18 protein-coding genes are annotated in these 18,352 nt (G+C 31.9%); 9 read left to right on the plus strand and 9 right to left on the minus strand.

Annotated elements, in window-relative coordinates; all coding sequences use genetic code 11:
• Window positions 1–76 precede the first annotated feature (76 nt).
• Both ACZIYX_RS13505 and ACZIYX_RS13510 read right to left on the minus strand, forming a co-directional pair.
• Window positions 77–667, minus strand: a complete 591-nt coding sequence (locus ACZIYX_RS13505) for a hypothetical protein (protein ID WP_462682773.1) — start codon at window positions 665–667, stop codon at window positions 77–79.
• 118 nt (window positions 668–785) lie between these two features.
• Window positions 786–1,133: a 4Fe-4S dicluster domain-containing protein gene (locus tag ACZIYX_RS13510; RefSeq protein WP_462682774.1), complete on the minus strand. Its 348-nt coding sequence runs from the start codon at window positions 1,131–1,133 to the stop codon at window positions 786–788.
• A gap of 66 nt (window positions 1,134–1,199) precedes the next feature.
• Between ACZIYX_RS13510 and ACZIYX_RS13515 the strand changes: the two genes are divergently transcribed.
• The 6 genes from ACZIYX_RS13515 to ACZIYX_RS13540 all read left to right on the plus strand — a co-directional run bounded on the left by ACZIYX_RS13515 (window position 1,200) and on the right by ACZIYX_RS13540 (window position 6,408).
• Window positions 1,200–2,261: an acyl-CoA reductase gene (locus ACZIYX_RS13515; protein WP_462682775.1), complete on the plus strand. Its 1,062-nt coding sequence runs from the start codon at window positions 1,200–1,202 to the stop codon at window positions 2,259–2,261.
• Window positions 2,262–2,450: 189 nt separating this feature from the next.
• Window positions 2,451–3,515 (plus strand): 3-phosphoserine/phosphohydroxythreonine transaminase, encoded by a 1,065-nt coding sequence (gene serC / locus ACZIYX_RS13520; RefSeq protein ID WP_462682776.1) that lies wholly within the window; start codon window positions 2,451–2,453, stop codon window positions 3,513–3,515.
• Between the two features lie 66 nt (window positions 3,516–3,581).
• Window positions 3,582–4,532, plus strand: a complete 951-nt coding sequence (locus tag ACZIYX_RS13525) for a D-2-hydroxyacid dehydrogenase (protein WP_462682777.1) — start codon at window positions 3,582–3,584, stop codon at window positions 4,530–4,532.
• 180 nt (window positions 4,533–4,712) lie between these two features.
• Window positions 4,713–5,351 (plus strand): DUF937 domain-containing protein, encoded by a 639-nt coding sequence (locus ACZIYX_RS13530; protein WP_462682778.1) that lies wholly within the window; start codon window positions 4,713–4,715, stop codon window positions 5,349–5,351.
• Between the two features lie 75 nt (window positions 5,352–5,426).
• Window positions 5,427–5,855, plus strand: coding sequence for a DUF6146 family protein (locus tag ACZIYX_RS13535; protein WP_462682779.1), 429 nt, complete (start codon window positions 5,427–5,429; stop codon window positions 5,853–5,855).
• A 31-nt stretch (window positions 5,856–5,886) separates the two neighbouring features.
• Window positions 5,887–6,408, plus strand: a complete 522-nt coding sequence (locus ACZIYX_RS13540; RefSeq protein ID WP_462682780.1) for a DUF6787 family protein — start codon at window positions 5,887–5,889, stop codon at window positions 6,406–6,408.
• On the opposite strand, the gene ACZIYX_RS13545 is transcribed toward ACZIYX_RS13540, so the two are convergent.
• The 3 genes from ACZIYX_RS13545 to msrA form a co-directional block, all read right to left on the minus strand.
• Window positions 6,405–6,704: a hypothetical protein gene (locus tag ACZIYX_RS13545; RefSeq protein ID WP_462682781.1), complete on the minus strand. Its 300-nt coding sequence runs from the start codon at window positions 6,702–6,704 to the stop codon at window positions 6,405–6,407. The genes ACZIYX_RS13540 and ACZIYX_RS13545 overlap by 4 nt on opposite strands.
• Window positions 6,705–6,767: 63 nt before the next feature.
• The gene (folE, locus tag ACZIYX_RS13550) at window positions 6,768–7,364 is read right to left on the minus strand and encodes a GTP cyclohydrolase I FolE (protein ID WP_462682782.1); all 597 of its coding nucleotides are present in this window, start codon (window positions 7,362–7,364) and stop codon (window positions 6,768–6,770) included.
• 6 nt (window positions 7,365–7,370) lie between these two features.
• Window positions 7,371–7,928 carry a peptide-methionine (S)-S-oxide reductase MsrA gene (gene msrA / locus ACZIYX_RS13555; RefSeq protein ID WP_462682783.1) on the minus strand — a complete coding sequence of 186 codons (558 nt, stop codon included), beginning with the start codon at window positions 7,926–7,928 and terminating at the stop codon, window positions 7,371–7,373.
• 214 nt (window positions 7,929–8,142) lie between these two features.
• On the opposite strand from msrA, the gene ACZIYX_RS13560 reads away from it, so the two are divergent.
• Window positions 8,143–8,805 (plus strand): ABC transporter ATP-binding protein, encoded by a 663-nt coding sequence (locus ACZIYX_RS13560; protein WP_462682784.1) that lies wholly within the window; start codon window positions 8,143–8,145, stop codon window positions 8,803–8,805.
• A gap of 133 nt (window positions 8,806–8,938) precedes the next feature.
• On the opposite strand, the gene ACZIYX_RS13565 is transcribed toward ACZIYX_RS13560, so the two are convergent.
• Both ACZIYX_RS13565 and ACZIYX_RS13570 read right to left on the minus strand, forming a co-directional pair.
• Window positions 8,939–9,775, minus strand: coding sequence for a M57 family metalloprotease (locus ACZIYX_RS13565; RefSeq protein WP_462682785.1), 837 nt, complete (start codon window positions 9,773–9,775; stop codon window positions 8,939–8,941).
• Between the two features lie 933 nt (window positions 9,776–10,708).
• Window positions 10,709–11,764, minus strand: coding sequence for a helix-turn-helix domain-containing protein (locus tag ACZIYX_RS13570; protein WP_462682786.1), 1,056 nt, complete (start codon window positions 11,762–11,764; stop codon window positions 10,709–10,711).
• A 352-nt stretch (window positions 11,765–12,116) separates the two neighbouring features.
• Between ACZIYX_RS13570 and ACZIYX_RS13575 the strand changes: the two genes are divergently transcribed.
• Window positions 12,117–12,890 carry a TIGR02757 family protein gene (locus ACZIYX_RS13575; protein WP_462682787.1) on the plus strand — a complete coding sequence of 258 codons (774 nt, stop codon included), beginning with the start codon at window positions 12,117–12,119 and terminating at the stop codon, window positions 12,888–12,890.
• A 75-nt stretch (window positions 12,891–12,965) separates the two neighbouring features.
• Here ACZIYX_RS13575 and ACZIYX_RS13580 read toward each other — a convergent pair whose 3' ends face one another.
• Complete coding sequence (locus tag ACZIYX_RS13580; protein ID WP_462682788.1) at window positions 12,966–14,783, minus strand: cytochrome c peroxidase; 1,818 nt, start codon at window positions 14,781–14,783, stop codon at window positions 12,966–12,968.
• Window positions 14,784–14,981: 198 nt separating this feature from the next.
• Window positions 14,982–16,529: a hypothetical protein gene (locus tag ACZIYX_RS13585; protein WP_462682789.1), complete on the minus strand. Its 1,548-nt coding sequence runs from the start codon at window positions 16,527–16,529 to the stop codon at window positions 14,982–14,984.
• A 616-nt stretch (window positions 16,530–17,145) separates the two neighbouring features.
• On the opposite strand from ACZIYX_RS13585, the gene ACZIYX_RS13590 reads away from it, so the two are divergent.
• Entirely contained in the window at window positions 17,146–18,351 is a 1,206-nt protein-coding gene (locus tag ACZIYX_RS13590; protein WP_462682790.1) for a sensor histidine kinase, read from the plus strand.
• Window position 18,352 lies beyond the last annotated feature (1 nt).

An 18,352-nucleotide genomic window follows, 5' to 3' on the forward strand; every position in this document is an offset into this window, starting at 1 on the left:
TACTGAAGAAGATCAAACAACATAAAATAAAAAATCCTGCAATATGCAGGATTTTTTATTTTATGTTGTTGTTATATTATCTTCGGGCATCATAAATTCTAACCCGCACTCCCACTCTTGCATAAACATCAAAAAACTTACTACCTGTATTGGTTAAATTATCTACAAAATCGTTCATCACCCCTACTTCTGCCATAATATCAAACATTTCTCCTATCATCTGCGAAAACCCAACCCCATAAACACCTCCAATAATAAGTTGTTCATATTCTTTATCTTCTAATTTCTCTCCATTAATTTTAAAACTTGTATTAACTCTAAAAGATGGCCCTGCATTTATAAATCCACGAAATCTGTCTTTACCCTCCCCTGTTAGATACCTGAATTTTGGGTTAAACCCTACCTGAAGTGTTTCTGCATCTCCCAAACCTTCTATTTCACTGGTACGTTGTAGCAAGTCTAATGAAAATACAATACTTGTTCTTGCCCGAACCCCCATTAAGTAACCATATCCGGCATTTACATAAAAGCCAGCTCCGCTGGTTGTTTCTTTATTATCCATATCTAGTTTAGAAAAAGTAGCTCCACCAGAAACTTCCCAACGATATTGTCCATAAGTAGCAATAGAGATTGCTGCAAAGAACATAAATAATACTATTTTTTTCATTATTTCATATTTAGATTTGTGGTTTTATTAAAGCGAAAGTACTAAAATTAAAAAAATGACCATAAAAAAACCTATCACAAGACAGGTATTTTTATAATCTATACGATAAAAATTACTCTTATTTATGCATAAAAGATTGCTTCTTCAATAAAAACTCTTCAGTTTCTACAACATTTTCATCAGGAACACAACAATCTACAGGGCAAACTGCGGCACACTGTGGTTCTTCATGAAAACCTTTACACTCTGTACATTTATCAGGTACAATATAATAAATCTCATCACTTATTGGTTCTTGTGCTTCCTCAGCATTTACAGATTTGCCTCCGGGTAGTACTACATCTCCTTCCAAATCTGTACCATCAGAATATCTCCAATCATCAGCTCCTTCATAAATTGCAGTATTTGGGCATTCTGGCTCACAAGCGCCACAATTTATACATTCATCTGTTATTATAATTGCCATAGCTCTTTTTTATTCTAAATTTGCAGGACAAAAATAACTCCTAAACTAGTGATAAACAAATAAGAAATGTTATTAAATGATCGTATAAAAGCTTTTTCTGAATTAGGGAAGTTCCTTAGTCAATTCAAAACAACTGGTTATGAGAATGTTAGATCTGTTTTGTGTAATGAATATTTTTTTGATGAAATGTCTCAAAAAATTAATACTGCTGTACATCACAACGGATGGTTTACAAAAGAAAACATACTTTTTTCTCTACAACAATGGAGCAATGCCCTAACCAAAGAAAATCTTAATAATTGGCTGTCACCATATTCTATTGCCAAAAACGAACCTAAAACAATCGGGACTATACTGGCAGGAAATATACCTTTGGTAGGCTTTCATGACTTTCTTTCGGTGCTAATTTCGGGAAACAAAATCTTGGTAAAACAATCCTCAAACGATAATCAACTACTACCATTTTTGTCTACTTACCTAATTGCTGTTGAACCTCGTTTTAAAGACTATATATCATTTACTTTTGATAAACTTAAAAGCTTTGATGCTATTATTGCAACAGGAAGTGACAATACAGCCCGATATTTTGAGTACTATTTTAGTAAAGTTCCAAATGTTATCCGAAAAAACCGAAATTCTGTTGCCGTTTTAACAGGAAACGAAACAAAAGAACAGCTTCAGGCATTGGGCGAAGATATCTTTAGATACTATGGTTTGGGTTGCAGAAGCGTATCTAAAATAATGATCCCCGAAAACTATAATTTTGATTTATTTTTTGAAGCAATGTACGACTATCATGATATAATGAATAGTGCAAAATACGCCAACAATTACGACTACAATAAAGCCGTATATTTAATGAGTAACTACAAGTTGTTTGAAAATGGTTTTTTGATGTTAAAGGAAGATCAAAGTTATGCTTCTCCAATAGCTACATTGTTTTATGAAAAATATGAATCTATAGATCTGTTAACCAAAAAATTAGAAAAGGACAAAGAAAAGATTCAATGTATTGTTGGTACTGATTTCTTACCAAAATGCACAGAATTTGGTCAAACACAAAATCCAGGACTTTCAGATTATGCAGATGGTATAGACATTATTAAATTTTTGGCAAAAATTGCTTAAATATTTTATTAATTTGACAACGCTTTTCTATAAGATTATTAGCACCTTTGTGGTGTTTTCTTCTTTACAACAATAGAATGAAAAGATAAAGTATTGTAATCTATAAATATAACAAACCACTAAAAAACTGGTATGATTAAATTAATTGTAAAGTTTGTTTGTGGGTATAAAAACAATAAATATTAGCACATGAAAAAGCATAATTTTAGCGCTGGACCTTGTATTTTACCACAAGAAGTATTTAAAGAAGCGTCACAGGCAGTGTTAGATTTTAACAACTCTGGTCTTTCTATTTTAGAGATATCACATCGTAGTAAAGATTTTGTTGATGTTATGGAGGAAGCTCGCTGTTTGGCTTTAGAACTATTAGGTCTTGAAGGCAAGGGATATAAAGCCTTATTTCTTCAAGGTGGAGCAAGTACTCAGTTTTTAATGACTGCTTATAATCTGTTGGAAACAAAAGCTGGATATATTAATACCGGTACCTGGAGTGATAAAGCAATAGCAGAAGCTAAGCTTTTTGGTGAAGTTATCGAAATCGCCTCCTCAAAAGACAGCAATTTTAACTATATCCCAAAAGGTTATAATGTTCCTGAAAACCTGGATTATGTACATTGCACCAGTAATAATACAATTTTTGGAACCCAAATAAAAAAATTTCCGGTTACAGATACCCCTTTAATCTGTGATATGAGTAGTGATATTTTTTCCAGACAATTAGATTTTTCAAAATTTAGTTTAATCTATGCCGGAGCACAAAAAAATATGGGTCCTGCCGGTACAACTCTTGTAATTGTAAAAGAAGATATTCTGGGTAAAGTAGAAAGAAAAATCCCTTCTATGCTAAATTACCAAGTACATATTAGCAAAGCAAGTATGTACAACACTCCTCCTGTATACCCCGTATACGTATCTATGTTAACTTTAAAATGGCTTAAAAAACTTGGAGGAATATCTGCTATAGAAAAATTAAATGATAAAAAAGCTAATCTTTTATATTCAGAAATTGATCTGAATCCATTATTTAAAGGATTTGCAGCCAAAGAAGATCGTTCTAATATGAACCCTACTTTTACTTTGGTAAACGAAGATCTTAAAGAAACTTTTGACGCAATGTGGAAAGAGGCCGGAATTAGTGGTCTTAATGGCCATAGAAGTGTTGGCGGATACAGAGCAAGTATGTATAACGCACTACCTATAGAAAGTGTGGCAGTCCTTGTAGATATAATGAGTGATTTGGAACGCAAAGCATAAATCATAGTCCGCGCATATTTTAATTACGATTATTTAGAGCAAATCAATTTAAAATTAAACTTAACAATGAAAGTATTAGCAAACGATGGGGTTTCACAAAGCGGAATCGAAGCTTTAGAAAAAAAAGGATTTGAAGTTTTAACTACCACCGTAGCCCAGGATCAACTGGTAGATTACATTAATAAAAATGAAATTTCTGTACTACTTGTTCGTAGTGCAACCCAAGTAAGAACAGACATTATAGATAACTGTCCATCTCTTAAAATTATTGGTCGCGGTGGTGTAGGAATGGATAATATAGATGTAGCATACGCTCGTGAAAAAGGATTACATGTAATAAATACTCCGGCAGCATCTTCCGGATCTGTTGCTGAACTAGTTTTTGCCCACCTGTATGGGAGTGTTCGGTTTTTACACGATTCTAATCGTAATATGCCATTAGAAGGGGACAGCAAATTTAAAAATTTAAAAAAAGCTTATGGTAATGGTATCGAACTAAGAGGTAAAACACTTGGTGTTATCGGTATTGGGCGCATAGGGCAAGCTACTGCCAAAATTGCTATAGGAGTAGGTATGAAAGTAATAGCGTATGACCCTTTTATAGAAGAAGTAGAGATCCCTTTAGATTTTTTTGATGGTCAATCTTTAAAGTTTAAAATTAAAACTATCTCTAAAGAAGAAGTTCTTAAAAACTCTGATTTCTTTACATTACACGTGCCTGCACAAAAAGAATATGTTATAGGTAAAGCTGAGATCGCACAAATGAAAAATGGAGCAGGAATTATTAATGCCGCCCGTGGTGGAGTTATAGATGAAGTTGCCTTAGTAGAAGCCTTAGAAAATGGGAGATTAGGATTTGCAGGGCTGGATGTATTTGAAAATGAACCAAACCCTGCCATAAAAGTATTAATGAATACAAAAATATCATTAACCCCCCATATTGGTGCCGCTACAGAAGAAGCACAGGATCGTATTGGTCAGGAACTGGCAGAACAAATTATTGGGATACTTAATTAGTATTCTCTAAGCATATAAGTGTTAATAATAAAGCGTCATTTTAATTAAAAAATGGCGCTTTATGCTTTTTATCTTATAAAATTGTCTTTCGTCTTTTTTTTACTAAAATAAAATACCAATAGACAGATAATTTTAACATTAAAGATGTAAATTTAGATTCATCAAAAAACTTTATTAACTATGTCGGGAATTTTAGATCTTTTAAATAGCCCAATGGGTAAACAAATTATCAGCGGTGTTAGCTCGCAAACCGGGCAATCTGCAGATAAAACAAGTGACTTATTAAGTATGGCAATGCCTGTGCTAATGGGTGCAATGCAACGTAACGCTGCTACACCAGAAGGTGCTTCTGGATTATTAGGAGCTATAACAGGTAAACATTCGGGTAGTATTTTAGACAACCTAGGGGGCTTATTTGAAGGTGGCGTAGATGAAAGTGTAACCAATGACGGGGCCGGCATTCTAGGCCATATCCTTGGTGGTAAACAACCAGTAGTAGAAAATGCTTTAAGTCAAAAAACAGGAATCGATGCCGGTTCTGTTGCTCAAATTCTTAAAGTTGCTGCTCCAATCCTTTTAGGGGTTTTGGGAAAACAAGCAAAACAAAATAATGTAAATGACTCTAATTCGCTTTTGAGCCTGCTAGGTAACTTGTCTGGAGGATCCAAAGGTTCTCAACAACAATCTTTGATCGAGTCTTTTCTGGATGCTGATGGCGATGGAAGCATTCTTGATGATGTTGCCGGAATGTTATTTAATAGTGGAGGAAACAAAAAAAGTGGACTGGGCGGGCTCTTAGGTGGGCTTTTTGGGAAATAAAATACTATACTTAAATTATGGTTAAAGCCGAGGAATAATCCTCGGCTTTTTTGTATTTTCATAAAAATCAAAATAATGAAAAGTATTATTTATACATTCTTTATCGGGGTATGTATTATTAGTTGTGCCACAACCCACAAAAAAAACATAGCCATATCTAATTCAAATTCTACTTCAGATACATTGCGAATTGCCAATGACAGTCTCGAATATGAAATAATGATTATCGAACCCGGATTTAACTCCTGGATTGTGACTCAAAGACCCAGAGGGTTTTACACCGAAACATTTTTGGAAAACAGAAATCGTATATATGTTACAGAATATAATCAACGTGTTTTACAACCCCAACGTTTTGATCCTCTTTTATACGAACAGCAAATTAATTATGACCCCGCAATTCATTATGGTTATGAAGTTAATTACCTTTTATATAATTACTTTATCTATTTTGAACAACAATATAATCAACGATTTATTGTTACCAGAGGCAGGCGGTATTGATTTTAATTCTTTTTAATTGTATTTTTACACCATGCAAAAATTTAAAGACCGTTGGCAAATAAAACATAATTGGCAATTAATATTTCCAATATTGGGCATGTTAAGTTTAATATTCTCTTCTTACTTAATTGCAAAATATATTTTGAATCTAACAAACATTCCACAAACAAACAATTTCTATTTTGGCATCCTATCTGCCATAGTTGTTGTTTTTTGTTTTGTATTTCTTTTTATCACCTTAAAATTATTTAATATTCTCGAACCCAAATGGAAGGTTAGCTACAGATGGGAACTTATTGCTATATTTATAGCTTTTGCCGTAACAGGCTCTACTGCAGCTCGTATTTCTGACCCAATACTTTCGTTTTTAAGTTTAGATAAAGCCTCTACAAACGGATGGATTTATTGGCCTATAAGAATATTGATAATTTTTCCTGTATATCAAATCCTGCTTCTTATTGTAGGGTGGATTTTTGGGCAATTTAAGTTTTTCTGGGACTTTGAAAAAAAGATGCTTAACAGAATGGGGCTAGCTCGTTTTTTAAAAGATTAAGAAATATCCAAATCAATAATTTCTTTCACTTTTTCTTTTTTGATCACATAGGTATACACCCACATTATAGTAAACGTTGGAATAATATCAAAACCAGGTAATGCTTCTTCTATCAATGTAAATATTCCCGCAGCTTTACCTATATTGCCTTTATACATCCTGGTCATTAACCATCCCGCTATTGGTGCCCATATAACATCTGTAAACTCCAACACACCCGGAACTATATAAGAAATCATTCCTACTCCATCAAAGAGTAAGCTTAATGCAAGTTTTTTGTATTTATCGTTTGCCATATTTTTTTAATAATTAAAGTTTGATATACAAAAAGTAAAGCAAAGAGTATTCCAAAAAAAAAATTATCCTAAATCGGAAGTAATCAATTTTAAAAATTCTGAACGGGTCTCTATTTTTTCAAACTGCCCTCTAAACCCTGAAGTTGTTGTTACAGAATTTTGCTTTTGTACGCCACGCATCATCATACACATGTGTGATGCTTCTATTACAACAGCAACTCCTTTTGGTTTTAAAGTAGTATTAATACACTCCAAAATATCATGAGTAAGTCGTTCTTGTACCTGTAATCGTCTTGCAAACACATCTACTATTCTGGGTAATTTACTTAATCCTACAATATACCCGTTAGGAATATAAGCGATGTGGGCCTTCCCAAAAAATGGTAACATGTGGTGCTCGCACAAAGAATATAATTCAATATCTTTTACAATAACCATATCATCATAACCTTCTTTAAACATTGCGCTTTTAAGGATTTCAGCAGGATCCTGATGGTATCCTTGTGTAAGAAACTGCATAGCTTTTGCTGCTCTTTCGGGGGTTTTAACGATCCCCTCTCTATTCACATCTTCGCCAAGGTTTTTTATAATAGATTCAAAATTTTCTTTTACTTCTTCGGTTACGTTTATACTATATTCTTCAAAATTTTTATATGGCATAGGTAATTACTTCAGGTTTTCTTTTTTGATTTTGTCTTGAAAGATAATACTTAATTTATTAAGCTTTGGATTTATTACAAATTCGCAATAGCTTTGTCTGCTGTTTTGATTATAATAATCTTGATGATATTCCTCTGCATTATAAAAAGTATCCAGTTCTGTTACTTCTGTTACGATAGCATCTTCAAAAACATTATTAGCTGTTAGCTCTTCAATAACCTGCTCTGCCAATTGTTTTTGTTCATTATTTGTATAAAAAATAGCACTTCGATATTGTGTTCCCTGATCATTACCTTGGCGATTTAGAGAGGTAGGATCATGTGTGGCAAAAAATATATTCAGTAATTCTTTATAGCTAATAATTTCAGGGTTATATATAATTTCAATCGCTTCAGCATGACCTGTTGTTCCTGTTGTAATTTCGCGATACGCAGGATTTTTTACAGTTCCGCCAGTATATCCTGAAATCACCTTGTCAACCCCTTCTAAACGTTGAAAAACTGCTTCGGTACACCAAAAACAACCTCCTGCAAGTACTGCGACTTCCAAATTATTTCCTTCCATAATATTATGCTAGTAATTTATTAAACGAAAATACATATAAAGCAATTAGTATTTCACTTTTTAACTTTTCATTTGGCATACAATTTATAATATTTATTCTATAAAAAAAACAATGTAAAAAACAATAATCATGTATTTAAAGGCTATATTTAAAATCTAGGTTTTGGGGGTTCTAAGGATATTGATTACTTTCACTGCTTCAAGTTTAAAACAAATGATTAAAGCTAATAATATTCACAAAAATTATGAGGACCTCCATGTCCTTAAAGGTGTAGATCTTCATATTAAAAAAGGAGAAATTGTATCCATTGTTGGGGCTTCGGGAGCAGGGAAAACGACATTATTACAAATTTTAGGAACTCTGGACCGAGTAAACCAAGAAAAAGAGAGTCAACTATTAATTAACGAAATTAATATCAATACTCTATCTCAAAAACAACTTTCAAAATTTAGGAATGAGCAATTAGGTTTTATTTTTCAGTTTCATCAATTATTACCTGAATTTTCGGCTATAGAAAATGTTTGCATTCCAGCTTTTATAAAAAAAACTCCAAAATTAGAAGTAGAAAAACGTGCTAAAGAGCTTTTAGATTTTCTTGGTCTATCTCATAGATATAACCATAGACCAAAAGAATTGTCCGGAGGCGAGCAACAGCGAGTAGCTGTAGCAAGAGCTTTAATTAATAATCCTAAAGTGATTTTTGCAGACGAACCTTCTGGAAATTTAGATAGCGAAGCTGCAGAAAACCTGCATAAATTATTTTTTAAACTAAGAGATCAATTTGGACAAACCTTTGTTATAGTAACCCATAATAAGGAGTTGGCAGATATGGCAGATAGAAAACTAGTAATGGTTGATGGTAAAATTTTAGGATAGCTACATTATATTGTTAAATGAATTGCCTTGTTTTGAAGTCATATTTTATACGATCTAATCTTGTATAAAAAAAAGAGACTGCCTTTTCAGACAGTCTCTTTCTTATAATTTCAAAGTTCTTAAAAATCGATAATTAATACATATACTCTAAAGCAATTACATCTGCACTACTGAAAGTTCCATTTTCATTACCTGTAGCACATGAAATCATGATAGATGCTCTATCGATACCTGTTGGAGTTCCCGGAATATGAATAGCTCCATCATTACCCTGTCCTTCATTACTCCCATCACATGATCTAGCAAACCAGTCTGTATGACGTAAACCAATACAGTGCCCCATCTCGTGAGTAATTACATGTGTAGCATAAGTTACACCTCTATTAGCTACATCAGGTCCGATTCTTGCCCATTTGTAAGGTCTTCCTCCTGAAGGAAACCCAGCTAATCCACCAGCTCCTAAGTCGCTACGCACATAAACTACCAGGTCTGCAGCTTGGTAATTAGTACCAAAAGTAAGTCTCATGTTTAGACTAGAATTTACTCGATTGTAGTTATCTACAGCTCTTCTTAAAGCTTGTTGCCCTGTAGATGACAGTCCACTACCGCCTCCACCAGTATATCCTAACACGTCGATAGTACGGTTGCTACCAGTAACAAGGTTTCTGGTTCTATACTGTTTCATACCATTATCCAGAGTGCCCAGATCTTCTTGATCGTTAAGCCCTGCAACTGGTATTCCTAAATCTGTACCATTAACAAAATAATCCTCGATAGTACCATCCAGGTTTTCGATTGTTTTGATAGATACATTTTTTGTATTAACCCCCATATTATTCAATTTAAGGAGTTGTTTTTTTGTTGGAGTGTTACTTACTTCATTTACTTCTGTAGCAACTTCTTCTTTTTGGCAAGAAGTAATACATCCTGCAACGATTACGCTAAGCGCTAATAATTTGATAGTTTTCATATTGTTGTAGTTAAATTTGTGTAAATCATAGAAGCTAATTTCAGCTTCCATTAAAAAAATAGTGTTAAGAACTTTGAAACTGTATATATCTTTATTCTTGAGCGTAAAATTTTACTAGAAAAAATAATGCAAAGCATAAACTGGATCGAAAACTTAAAGACCCATCTTAATCAAAATGTAGAAAGTGTTTTTTGATATCAATTATCGATATTATAATCTTTAAAATTTACCTCCTGAATATTTTATAAAATTCAAGAAGTTCACTTTGTGTTATAATTCACCAGTTTACTACTTTGCGAACAACCAAGAACAATTATCTATGGTATATACCTATAAAAAAATTTCTTTATTTCAGAAACAGGATCTGACTCGAATTTGAAGAATGTAATCATAATAGTTTGAGTTTGTGTAATTAGTTGATGCTAAATTGAATAAAAAAAAGAATGCAATCAACTTTTAGATGTCTCTTATCATGATATAAGATGTCTTAAATCACGATAAAAGACATTTAAAACATACTATGCCTTTAAAACACAAAACAAATTAAACAACTGATTAACAGTGTTTTATTATGTGTTAAAAAAAAAAACAGAAAACTTCCTTAAAAAACAGTCTTTATTATTATTTAGCTACGGTTCTGATTTTTTAATGTTGGATAAGTAAGAAAAGATCTATATATAGATTATCAAAATTAAATGGTATAAGAGTTTTGAAACAAAAAAACTTTTGATATTATTTTGGAGGTTTATTAAGAATATAACCAAAAAAAGTATATTAAACCCAGATTATCAATGTTGCTAATCCGACATGTATTTTTTTGATTATTAACTACCTGCAAAGGCAAAACATTTCAAACCCTGGTTATTAACTTAACGACATTGCCTGGATTATAAGGATAGAAAATGTATTATCTATAACCTATCAACTTATGTATCAAACCTTTTCTTTTTTGGCATATATAGAAGGAGATACACCTACAATTTCTTTAAAATTTTTATAAAATGAAGCTCTCGAATTAAAACCTACCTCATTAGCAATAGCAGAAATACTAAATTTTTTATGCCTGTCCATGGATAAAAGTTTTTTAAATTCTTCGATTCTGTAATAATTTATATAATTATTAAAGTTTTTGTCTTCTATTTTATTAATTGCTTTAGAAATCAATCTTTCCGGAAGCTTAATATCTTTGGCAAAAGTTTTTAAATTAATAGATGGGTTTAAATATGCTTTTGTTTCTGTCATATATTCTTCAATCGTTTTTATAACATCTTCTAATTCTGCCGTAACCCTCTTTTTTTCTTCCGGAGAAATTATATTGATTATATTAATCTGTACCAGACTTGCTATAGTGATATAATAAAGAGATAACAAATACATAGAATCAATGGCTATACGCAAGTATTTCCATTCGGCAAACACTTGTACAGCATTATTAAATAAATTGAAACAAATACATATTACACAAAATATGGTTAACCAGCTAAGAGATTTGAATTTTGTGTTTTCATAAAAATCTGGTAATTGTTTTTTATGTTTTAAATTAACTTTTATAGTTAAAAAAGATAAAATTACTATATACAACGAAGCAAGAGAACGAATGATAAGAAAAAAATCATTATTTTTTAATACAACATGTAACTCTGGATTTTGGAGTACTGCTATAAAAAGGACAGAAAAAACCAGAAATTCAAAAATTGCCGGAAAGTAATAATAAAATCTATTTTTTAAACGAATTCCCGAGGTTTCTACTGCATAAAAAAATAGAAAGTTCATGCTTAAAAAATCAAACCGAAAAGGAAGATAATGAACAGCAGGATGCTTAATCATATTAAATACATATAATAAAACAAACTCTACTAGCAACGTTACAAAAAACAGTCCCAGATATCTGTTTATTCTTGCTTTTTTTGATCGAAAAAAAAGCAAAATAACAGAGATAACAAACGTTTGTAAGCCACTTATTAAAAATAAACCATCTATAATTTTCATTTCATAAATCTTTTAGGTAGCAAAAGAACACTGACTGCTATTTTATTCAGATATTATTGAAACGATATCGTAACATTCACAAAATATAAATTTAATTTTGGATAGTTATAAAGTTATTAAACTTTTTAACGAATTGATTTATTGTGTTTAAAAATCAACATCTTCAAGAGTAAATTCACCATAAGATATGTTTCTGAAAAATATATTTTGTTTTTGAAGCAACATGTTAATAATCAAATCATAAATAAGGATTTAAAAATCATCATATTATAAATTCGCCGTACTTTTATACGCCTTCAAAAATTATTAGGATCTTTACCTTCTTTAATAAAACCATATTTTATAGTTATTTGTGAAGAAGCTTACAAGAACAGAGCTCAAAGATTTTTTAGACGAAAAAGCGTTTTTTTATGAGCAACCAAAATTTATTGAGACCGATCCAATACAAATTCCACATTTATTTACTCAAAAAGAAGATATTGAAATTTCAGGATTTCTTACTGCTACTATTTCATGGGGAAACAGGAAAAGTATTTTAAAAAATGCACATAGATTAATGAATCTATTAGGAAACAGTCCTTATGATTTTGTAATGAACCATAACAAAACCGATATTCATAACTTAGATGGTTTTGTACACAGAACCTTTAACAGTATTGATTTAACCTGTTTTATTACTGCTTTACAACACCTGTATAGCACATTTGGCGATATGGAGAGTTTTTTTAAACAATACCAAGGGGATAGCAACTTACAAAGTGCTATACATGATTTTAAAAAAGAATTTTTTAATTTACCGCATCCTTTACGAACCGAAAAACATATTAGTGATCCTTACAAAAATTCTGCTGCAAAAAGAATCCACATGTTTTTACGGTGGATGGTTAGAGATGCTGGTGCCGGAGTAGATTTGGGAATTTGGAGCAGCCTGTCTCCTTGTCAGTTATCATGCCCGCTAGATGTTCATTCTGGAAATGTGGCTCGTAAATTAGGATTACTTAAACGCAAACAAAATGATGGAAAAGCATTGCTGGAACTAGACACAAAATTAAGAAAACTAGATGCTACAGATCCCGTTAAGTATGATTATGCATTGTTTGGATTAGGGGTTTTTGAAAAATTTTAAAACCCAAAAAGCCAATTGTATGAGACAGGTTTGGGGTTTTAAAATTTTTGTTTTATTATTTTATAAACACTGCAATTATTGGTTATAAGAATCTGCTACCTTATCATCAGATAATGTTTTAACATAGGCTACTAATGCTTGTAATTCTGTATCTGTTAATTTTAATTCATCAAAAGGCAAGGTTTGATGTGGCAAATCAAAGCCAAGACCTGCTCCACCCCCCAGATTATAAAACTCCATTACTTGTTCTAATGTGCTATATACACCATTATGCATATAAGGCGCTGTAAGTCCGGCATTTCTAACAGTTGGTGTTTTAAACATCCCCCAGTGCAGTTCTTCTTTAAATTTCCAATAAAAACCTAAATCATCATCTGCTTGTTTGTTTTGTATAGTCTCTGGTACTCCTATTACCTCTTTTTCTGTTTCTGCAAAAAAAGGTGGAACCGTACCATTAGTTAATGGCACAAAATGGCAAGTTGCACAAAGTGCTTTACCCATAAATAAATTAAACCCTAACTTTTCTTCTTCGGTAAATGTATTTTCTTCTCCTCTTATATTTTTATCAAATTTAGAGTTAAAACCATTTAGTGTTGAAATATAGGAGGAAATTGCTTTTATAACTTCTATATTTTTAGTAGAAATCCCTCCATAGGCCTCTTCAAATAGTTTAATATAAGTGGTATCTTTAAGAATTGCGTCAGAAAATTGATGGACAGTAGAGTCAAACTCTTGATTATTGGTAAATACCGAGGATATCTGATCCAATAATGTTTCTGATCTTCCGTCCCAAAAAAAACTTTGTTGAAAAACAGAGTTAATTAATGTTGGTGTGTTTCTTTTAAGCGGTTTACCTGTATTGCTTAAATTGACATCCATACCATCTGCGTATGCTTTTTCTGGAACATGACAAGTAGCACAAGACATGTTTCCTTTTTTTGCGAGATTGGGATCAAAAAATAGTTTTTCTCCTAACCGTATTTGTTTTTCTGTAGGGTTGCGATTCACTGCCGGGGTAAAATAATTAAGATTAAAACTATTGTTCTCAAAAAAAGTAGGTGCATCAAAATTAAATGGCTGGGTGTCTACTCCTTCCCAAAGCCCGCTTTCTTTTCTTATTGCTACCCAATTCGTTGTGACCGGGTTCATAAAATCCCGAATAAAGGTGAATCTATCAAAAGTATCAAAGTTGGTGTTACTTTTTATAAAACGAATAGATCTTTTTATATTATTCAAAAATTCTGTATCCAAAGATGGATTCTTTTTTTGTATTAAAAATTGAATACTATTTTCATATACAATTCTTAAACCTTCTAAGGAAATAGCTGTTTCTTGTATTCCCAAATGACTTACGGGGGTATCAAAACCAGATATTGCCAAACTAATAATCCTAAAAAGCTGTTGATGTGTTGCTATAAAAAATCGTTGAGGATCTAATTTTCTTTTTTCTATACCTTTTTGAAGATTTAGCAGCAAACCTTTGGTTATATCTATTTCTCTAATAAAATCATTATTACTAACGTCCCCTTGGTAGATACTTTCTTCGATTTTTTGAAAACCTACAGGTTTCATTACTTTACCATTATCTTCTTTAAAAACAGGTAGTGCAGGACCATTTACCCTATGTCCTACTGAAGGGTTTAGATAGGATGCATACGGCTCTGATTTTTTAAAAGAAGAACGTGCCTTTATAAAAAGGTCTTTTGCTTTTTCCCCTTTTACTCCCTCTTTTTTAAGCTCTTCGATATAGGATATAGAGTTTTTTATATTTTCTAAATAAAAATTTTGTGCTTTTGTCCAATCCGGAGTTGTTTTATCCAAGTATACCTCTTTCTTTTTACAAGAAACACCTAAAATAAGAAAACAAAAAATTCCTGTTATTTTATAAACCATTTGCATAGTCTTAATATTATAAAGAGCTTGTCTAAAAAATAATGTATAAATATCCTATCAGGCTTGCCAAAGTTTTAATCAAATTATGCAATTGATTGCTATTGGTCCTTATCAAGCTCAGAACTGTAATCTATACTATTTTTAACTTTTTAGACAAGTCTCTTTTTTAGATTTTTGTATTACAAAAAATATCAATATCTATCTGGGAAGCCCTTGCAGAATTACTATTTGTGATGCCTGATCGTCTTCTCTACTAGAATTTGTGTGACCATCTAAGTTCATAAAACTCGCACTTTCCCAATAATGAGGTTGTACCGCCAAAATAAATGTACCAGGTATCCCTACTTTATCTGAAACATCAATTAAAGAACCAAATTCCCCACTTACTCCTGTACTATTATTAGGATCTAAATCCTGACGTACAACTAATTCTAATACTTTACTTGGATTATTACCGTTGATATCTGTTTGATATATATAAGCAGAATGCCCTCTGCTAAATGAGTTTGGATCTTCTTGTATATATACAAAGTTTTCTGTTACACATATATTATCAGGGCTTTGAAGCATTCCTAAATTACCATCTTTATTATTGGTATCTGTATTACCACTAACAATCTGTGTTAATTTACCTGTCAGGGGTGAAGCCTCATCTAATTGTAATTTATACACCGTTCCCCAATCATTGTAAGTACCTTGTCCTGGTCCTCTTCCGGTTACTGCAAAAAACACATTTCTTCCGTTGGCATCACTTCCTTTTTGATAGTCCACATCTTCTACTCTCATAAATTGTGATGCAAAAACATTGGTACAAGCAGTTTCCATTTCATTTTTGGTAAGATCTTTACCATTTGGTATCTCTACAAATTCTACCTCATACTCTTTATTAAAATCAAGTTGTCCTTCGTTATAAGTAGTATTTGCTGTAACATTTTTTACACCTCCTGCTCCGTCAGACACTTGTTTAAATCTTAGCACATATATTTTTCCGTTATCCAAATCTGCATCTCCATTCTCTGAGTAATATAATGTAACTTGTCCTTCAGATCCGCTAGAGTCATCATCTCCACCAATAATTACTGTTTTGCCTGCGTATGTATTTTTAGGTAACGGAACGGCATTTTCCCAAGAAAACTCTCCTAAAGCATCCAATCCAAAATCGGCAGTAGGAGTTGGTGTTTCAACTCTTGGATCTATTCCTTTTACATCATAATTGATACTTTCTGATGCTGATAAAAAGATATCTTTGGATCCTCCATGAATTTCTGCTTCCCACATAGTCCCGGAGCACTGACGTGCAAAATCTGCTACTCCAGAGTTTAGTAAATAATCTCCCGATACAGGTATCAGGTTCTTGTCCAAACGAATCCTTGCTACTGCATAACTATCCTCGCAGTTTACTACATAGATATACCCGTTATCTCCATCTTTCAAAAACCCTGCACCATCGGCAGATCCTGCCAACTGAAAGTTTCCATTAATAACATCCGGGGTGCTAATTAAAGAATATGCCTGAACATAATTAAACTGTGGTGCAATTGAAACTAAAGGGGCGTAAGAGGATTTGTTAGAAAAAATAGTTGGTACCGGAACAAAATCTGCTCCATTTGCTCCATTTGCTCCATCCCGACCATTAGTTCCGTCTATTCCATTAATACCATCTTTACCATCTTCACATCCAATAAAAGATATAATGGCGACAGCAACCATGAAAATTCGTAAAATAACTTTGTGTAAAGTAACCATTTTGCTTTAAATTTAATTTGTTATTGTTTTCCCGTAAAAGTATTCCGCCCTTGTAACAAATCGATTAATTAATAGAGGTTATTAGGTAAACCTATCTTTAAGCTTTGGTTAAAACAGTTACTTAAATGTTATTATTTAGAATCATTCCGTATTAAAATGTTTTAATTTTTTTGATTTTGGTAAAAAACAGCTGTTTTTTTTTTGATAAGTTGAAGTGTTTTAATACTACGTAGTAAAAATGTACTTCTGCAAAGCTTTGCAGAAGTATTTGCATCCCCCTTGTACGCCAACCACCTTTTCGATACGATTATACCATTTTAACTTTTTATTGTTTTTGTAAAAGCTTTTAAAATATCTGGCGTTATATAAACAAAAAAGTTTTTTGAGTACTTTACTGTAATAAAATGAAGATAAAATATACCAATGTAATTCCTTTTTGCAGCTTATTTATTAATATACTTTTTATAAACCCAAGCAATCGAAAGAGATAGGTTTAATTTACAAAAGTATGGTTATACCGTAAAACTAATATATAATGCTAATAATTTCGAAATATCTGGCTTATTTTTGTTAATTTTATTAAGAATTGTATTAGAGTATCAATTCATTGATCAGCATGATTTCAACTACCATACCCATAAATGAAAACTTTAGGCTCGAAGCCTTAAAATCATTAGATATTCTGGATACTGAATCTGAGAAAGAATTTGATGAAATTACAGCTTTGGCAAATTTTATATGTGATACTGAAATTGCATTAATTTCTTTGGTGGATATAGACAGGCAATGGTTTAAATCAAAAAACGGCACACATATTTGTGAAAGTCCGCGTAGTAACTCTTTATGTTCTTATGCTGTTTTACAACCAAACCAACCATTAATAATCAAAGATACCCGTAAAGATGATCGTTTTAACAAGGCTCCTATATTTCTAGAAGAAAAACCTGTTATCTTTTATGCAGGGATTCCGCTTGTAGATAAAAATGGATTTGCTTTAGGTACATTATGTGTTATAGACAGCAAACCGAGAGAACTTTCAGAAAAGCAACTGGAATCCCTTAATGCCCTGGCCAAACAGGTTGTTATTCTTTTTGAGTTAAACAAAAAAAATAACGACCTTGAAAAAATGCAACAAAAACTAAAAAAAAGAAATGAATCTCTTAGAGAGTTTGCCAGAGTGATTTCTCATGATCTTAAAATGCCTTTGGCAAATATTATTACCTCTACAGATCTGCTTAAACTTATATTAGGAGATAAACTGGATAAAGAGAGTTTAGAATATTTTGAATACATCAAGACTTCCTCTTTTTCTATGAGCAACTATATAAACGATGTTCTGGATCATTATGAAAGTGAAAGCTTAATCAACAATAGTCCCGAAGAATTTTATTTGAATCATTTATTAAAAGAAATTGTTGACTTACTTAGTATAAAACCTGATTTCAATATTAATTTTCCTAAAGAAGACCCCCTTATAAAATCTAATAAACTTGCTTTAAAACAAGTTTTTTTCAACCTTATTGGCAACAGTATAAAATATAATGATAAAGAACAGATAATTATATCTATCGAATCCAGCCAGGATAAAAAATTCTATTTTTTCAGGGTAACAGATAATGGAATGGGGATTCCCGAAGATAAATTAAGTACTATCTTTGATCTTTTTACAACTGCCAATGTTATCGACCGAAGCGGAAATAAAGGTAATGGTATTGGTTTGTCTACCGTAAAAAAACTTATTCAAAATCTGGGCGGGTCTATTAAAGTTACTTCGGAAGAAAAACAACAAACTACTTTTGAGTTTTCTATAAAAAAAGTGTAAA

This window comes from Aquimarina sp., assembly GCF_977115655.1.

Excerpts from the sequence above, each read along its gene's own strand:
- ACZIYX_RS13505 (WP_462682773.1), bottom strand. The coding sequence starts at position 667 with ATGAAAAAAATAGTATTATTTATGTTCTTTGCAGCAATCTCTATTGCT.
- ACZIYX_RS13510 (WP_462682774.1), bottom strand. The coding sequence starts at position 1,133 with ATGGCAATTATAATAACAGATGAATGTATAAATTGTGGCGCTTGTGAG.
- ACZIYX_RS13515 (WP_462682775.1), top strand. The coding sequence starts at position 1,200 with ATGTTATTAAATGATCGTATAAAAGCTTTTTCTGAATTAGGGAAGTTC.
- serC (WP_462682776.1), top strand. The coding sequence starts at position 2,451 with ATGAAAAAGCATAATTTTAGCGCTGGACCTTGTATTTTACCACAAGAA.
- ACZIYX_RS13525 (WP_462682777.1), top strand. The coding sequence starts at position 3,582 with ATGAAAGTATTAGCAAACGATGGGGTTTCACAAAGCGGAATCGAAGCT.
- ACZIYX_RS13530 (WP_462682778.1), top strand. The coding sequence starts at position 4,713 with ATGTCGGGAATTTTAGATCTTTTAAATAGCCCAATGGGTAAACAAATT.
- ACZIYX_RS13535 (WP_462682779.1), top strand. The coding sequence starts at position 5,427 with ATGAAAAGTATTATTTATACATTCTTTATCGGGGTATGTATTATTAGT.
- ACZIYX_RS13540 (WP_462682780.1), top strand. The coding sequence starts at position 5,887 with ATGCAAAAATTTAAAGACCGTTGGCAAATAAAACATAATTGGCAATTA.
- ACZIYX_RS13545 (WP_462682781.1), bottom strand. The coding sequence starts at position 6,704 with ATGGCAAACGATAAATACAAAAAACTTGCATTAAGCTTACTCTTTGAT.
- folE (WP_462682782.1), bottom strand. The coding sequence starts at position 7,364 with ATGCCATATAAAAATTTTGAAGAATATAGTATAAACGTAACCGAAGAA.
- msrA (WP_462682783.1), bottom strand. The coding sequence starts at position 7,928 with ATGGAAGGAAATAATTTGGAAGTCGCAGTACTTGCAGGAGGTTGTTTT.
- ACZIYX_RS13560 (WP_462682784.1), top strand. The coding sequence starts at position 8,143 with ATGATTAAAGCTAATAATATTCACAAAAATTATGAGGACCTCCATGTC.
- ACZIYX_RS13565 (WP_462682785.1), bottom strand. The coding sequence starts at position 9,775 with ATGAAAACTATCAAATTATTAGCGCTTAGCGTAATCGTTGCAGGATGT.
- ACZIYX_RS13570 (WP_462682786.1), bottom strand. The coding sequence starts at position 11,764 with ATGAAAATTATAGATGGTTTATTTTTAATAAGTGGCTTACAAACGTTT.
- ACZIYX_RS13580 (WP_462682788.1), bottom strand. The coding sequence starts at position 14,783 with ATGGTTTATAAAATAACAGGAATTTTTTGTTTTCTTATTTTAGGTGTT.
- ACZIYX_RS13585 (WP_462682789.1), bottom strand. The coding sequence starts at position 16,529 with ATGGTTACTTTACACAAAGTTATTTTACGAATTTTCATGGTTGCTGTC.
- ACZIYX_RS13590 (WP_462682790.1), top strand. The coding sequence starts at position 17,146 with ATGATTTCAACTACCATACCCATAAATGAAAACTTTAGGCTCGAAGCC.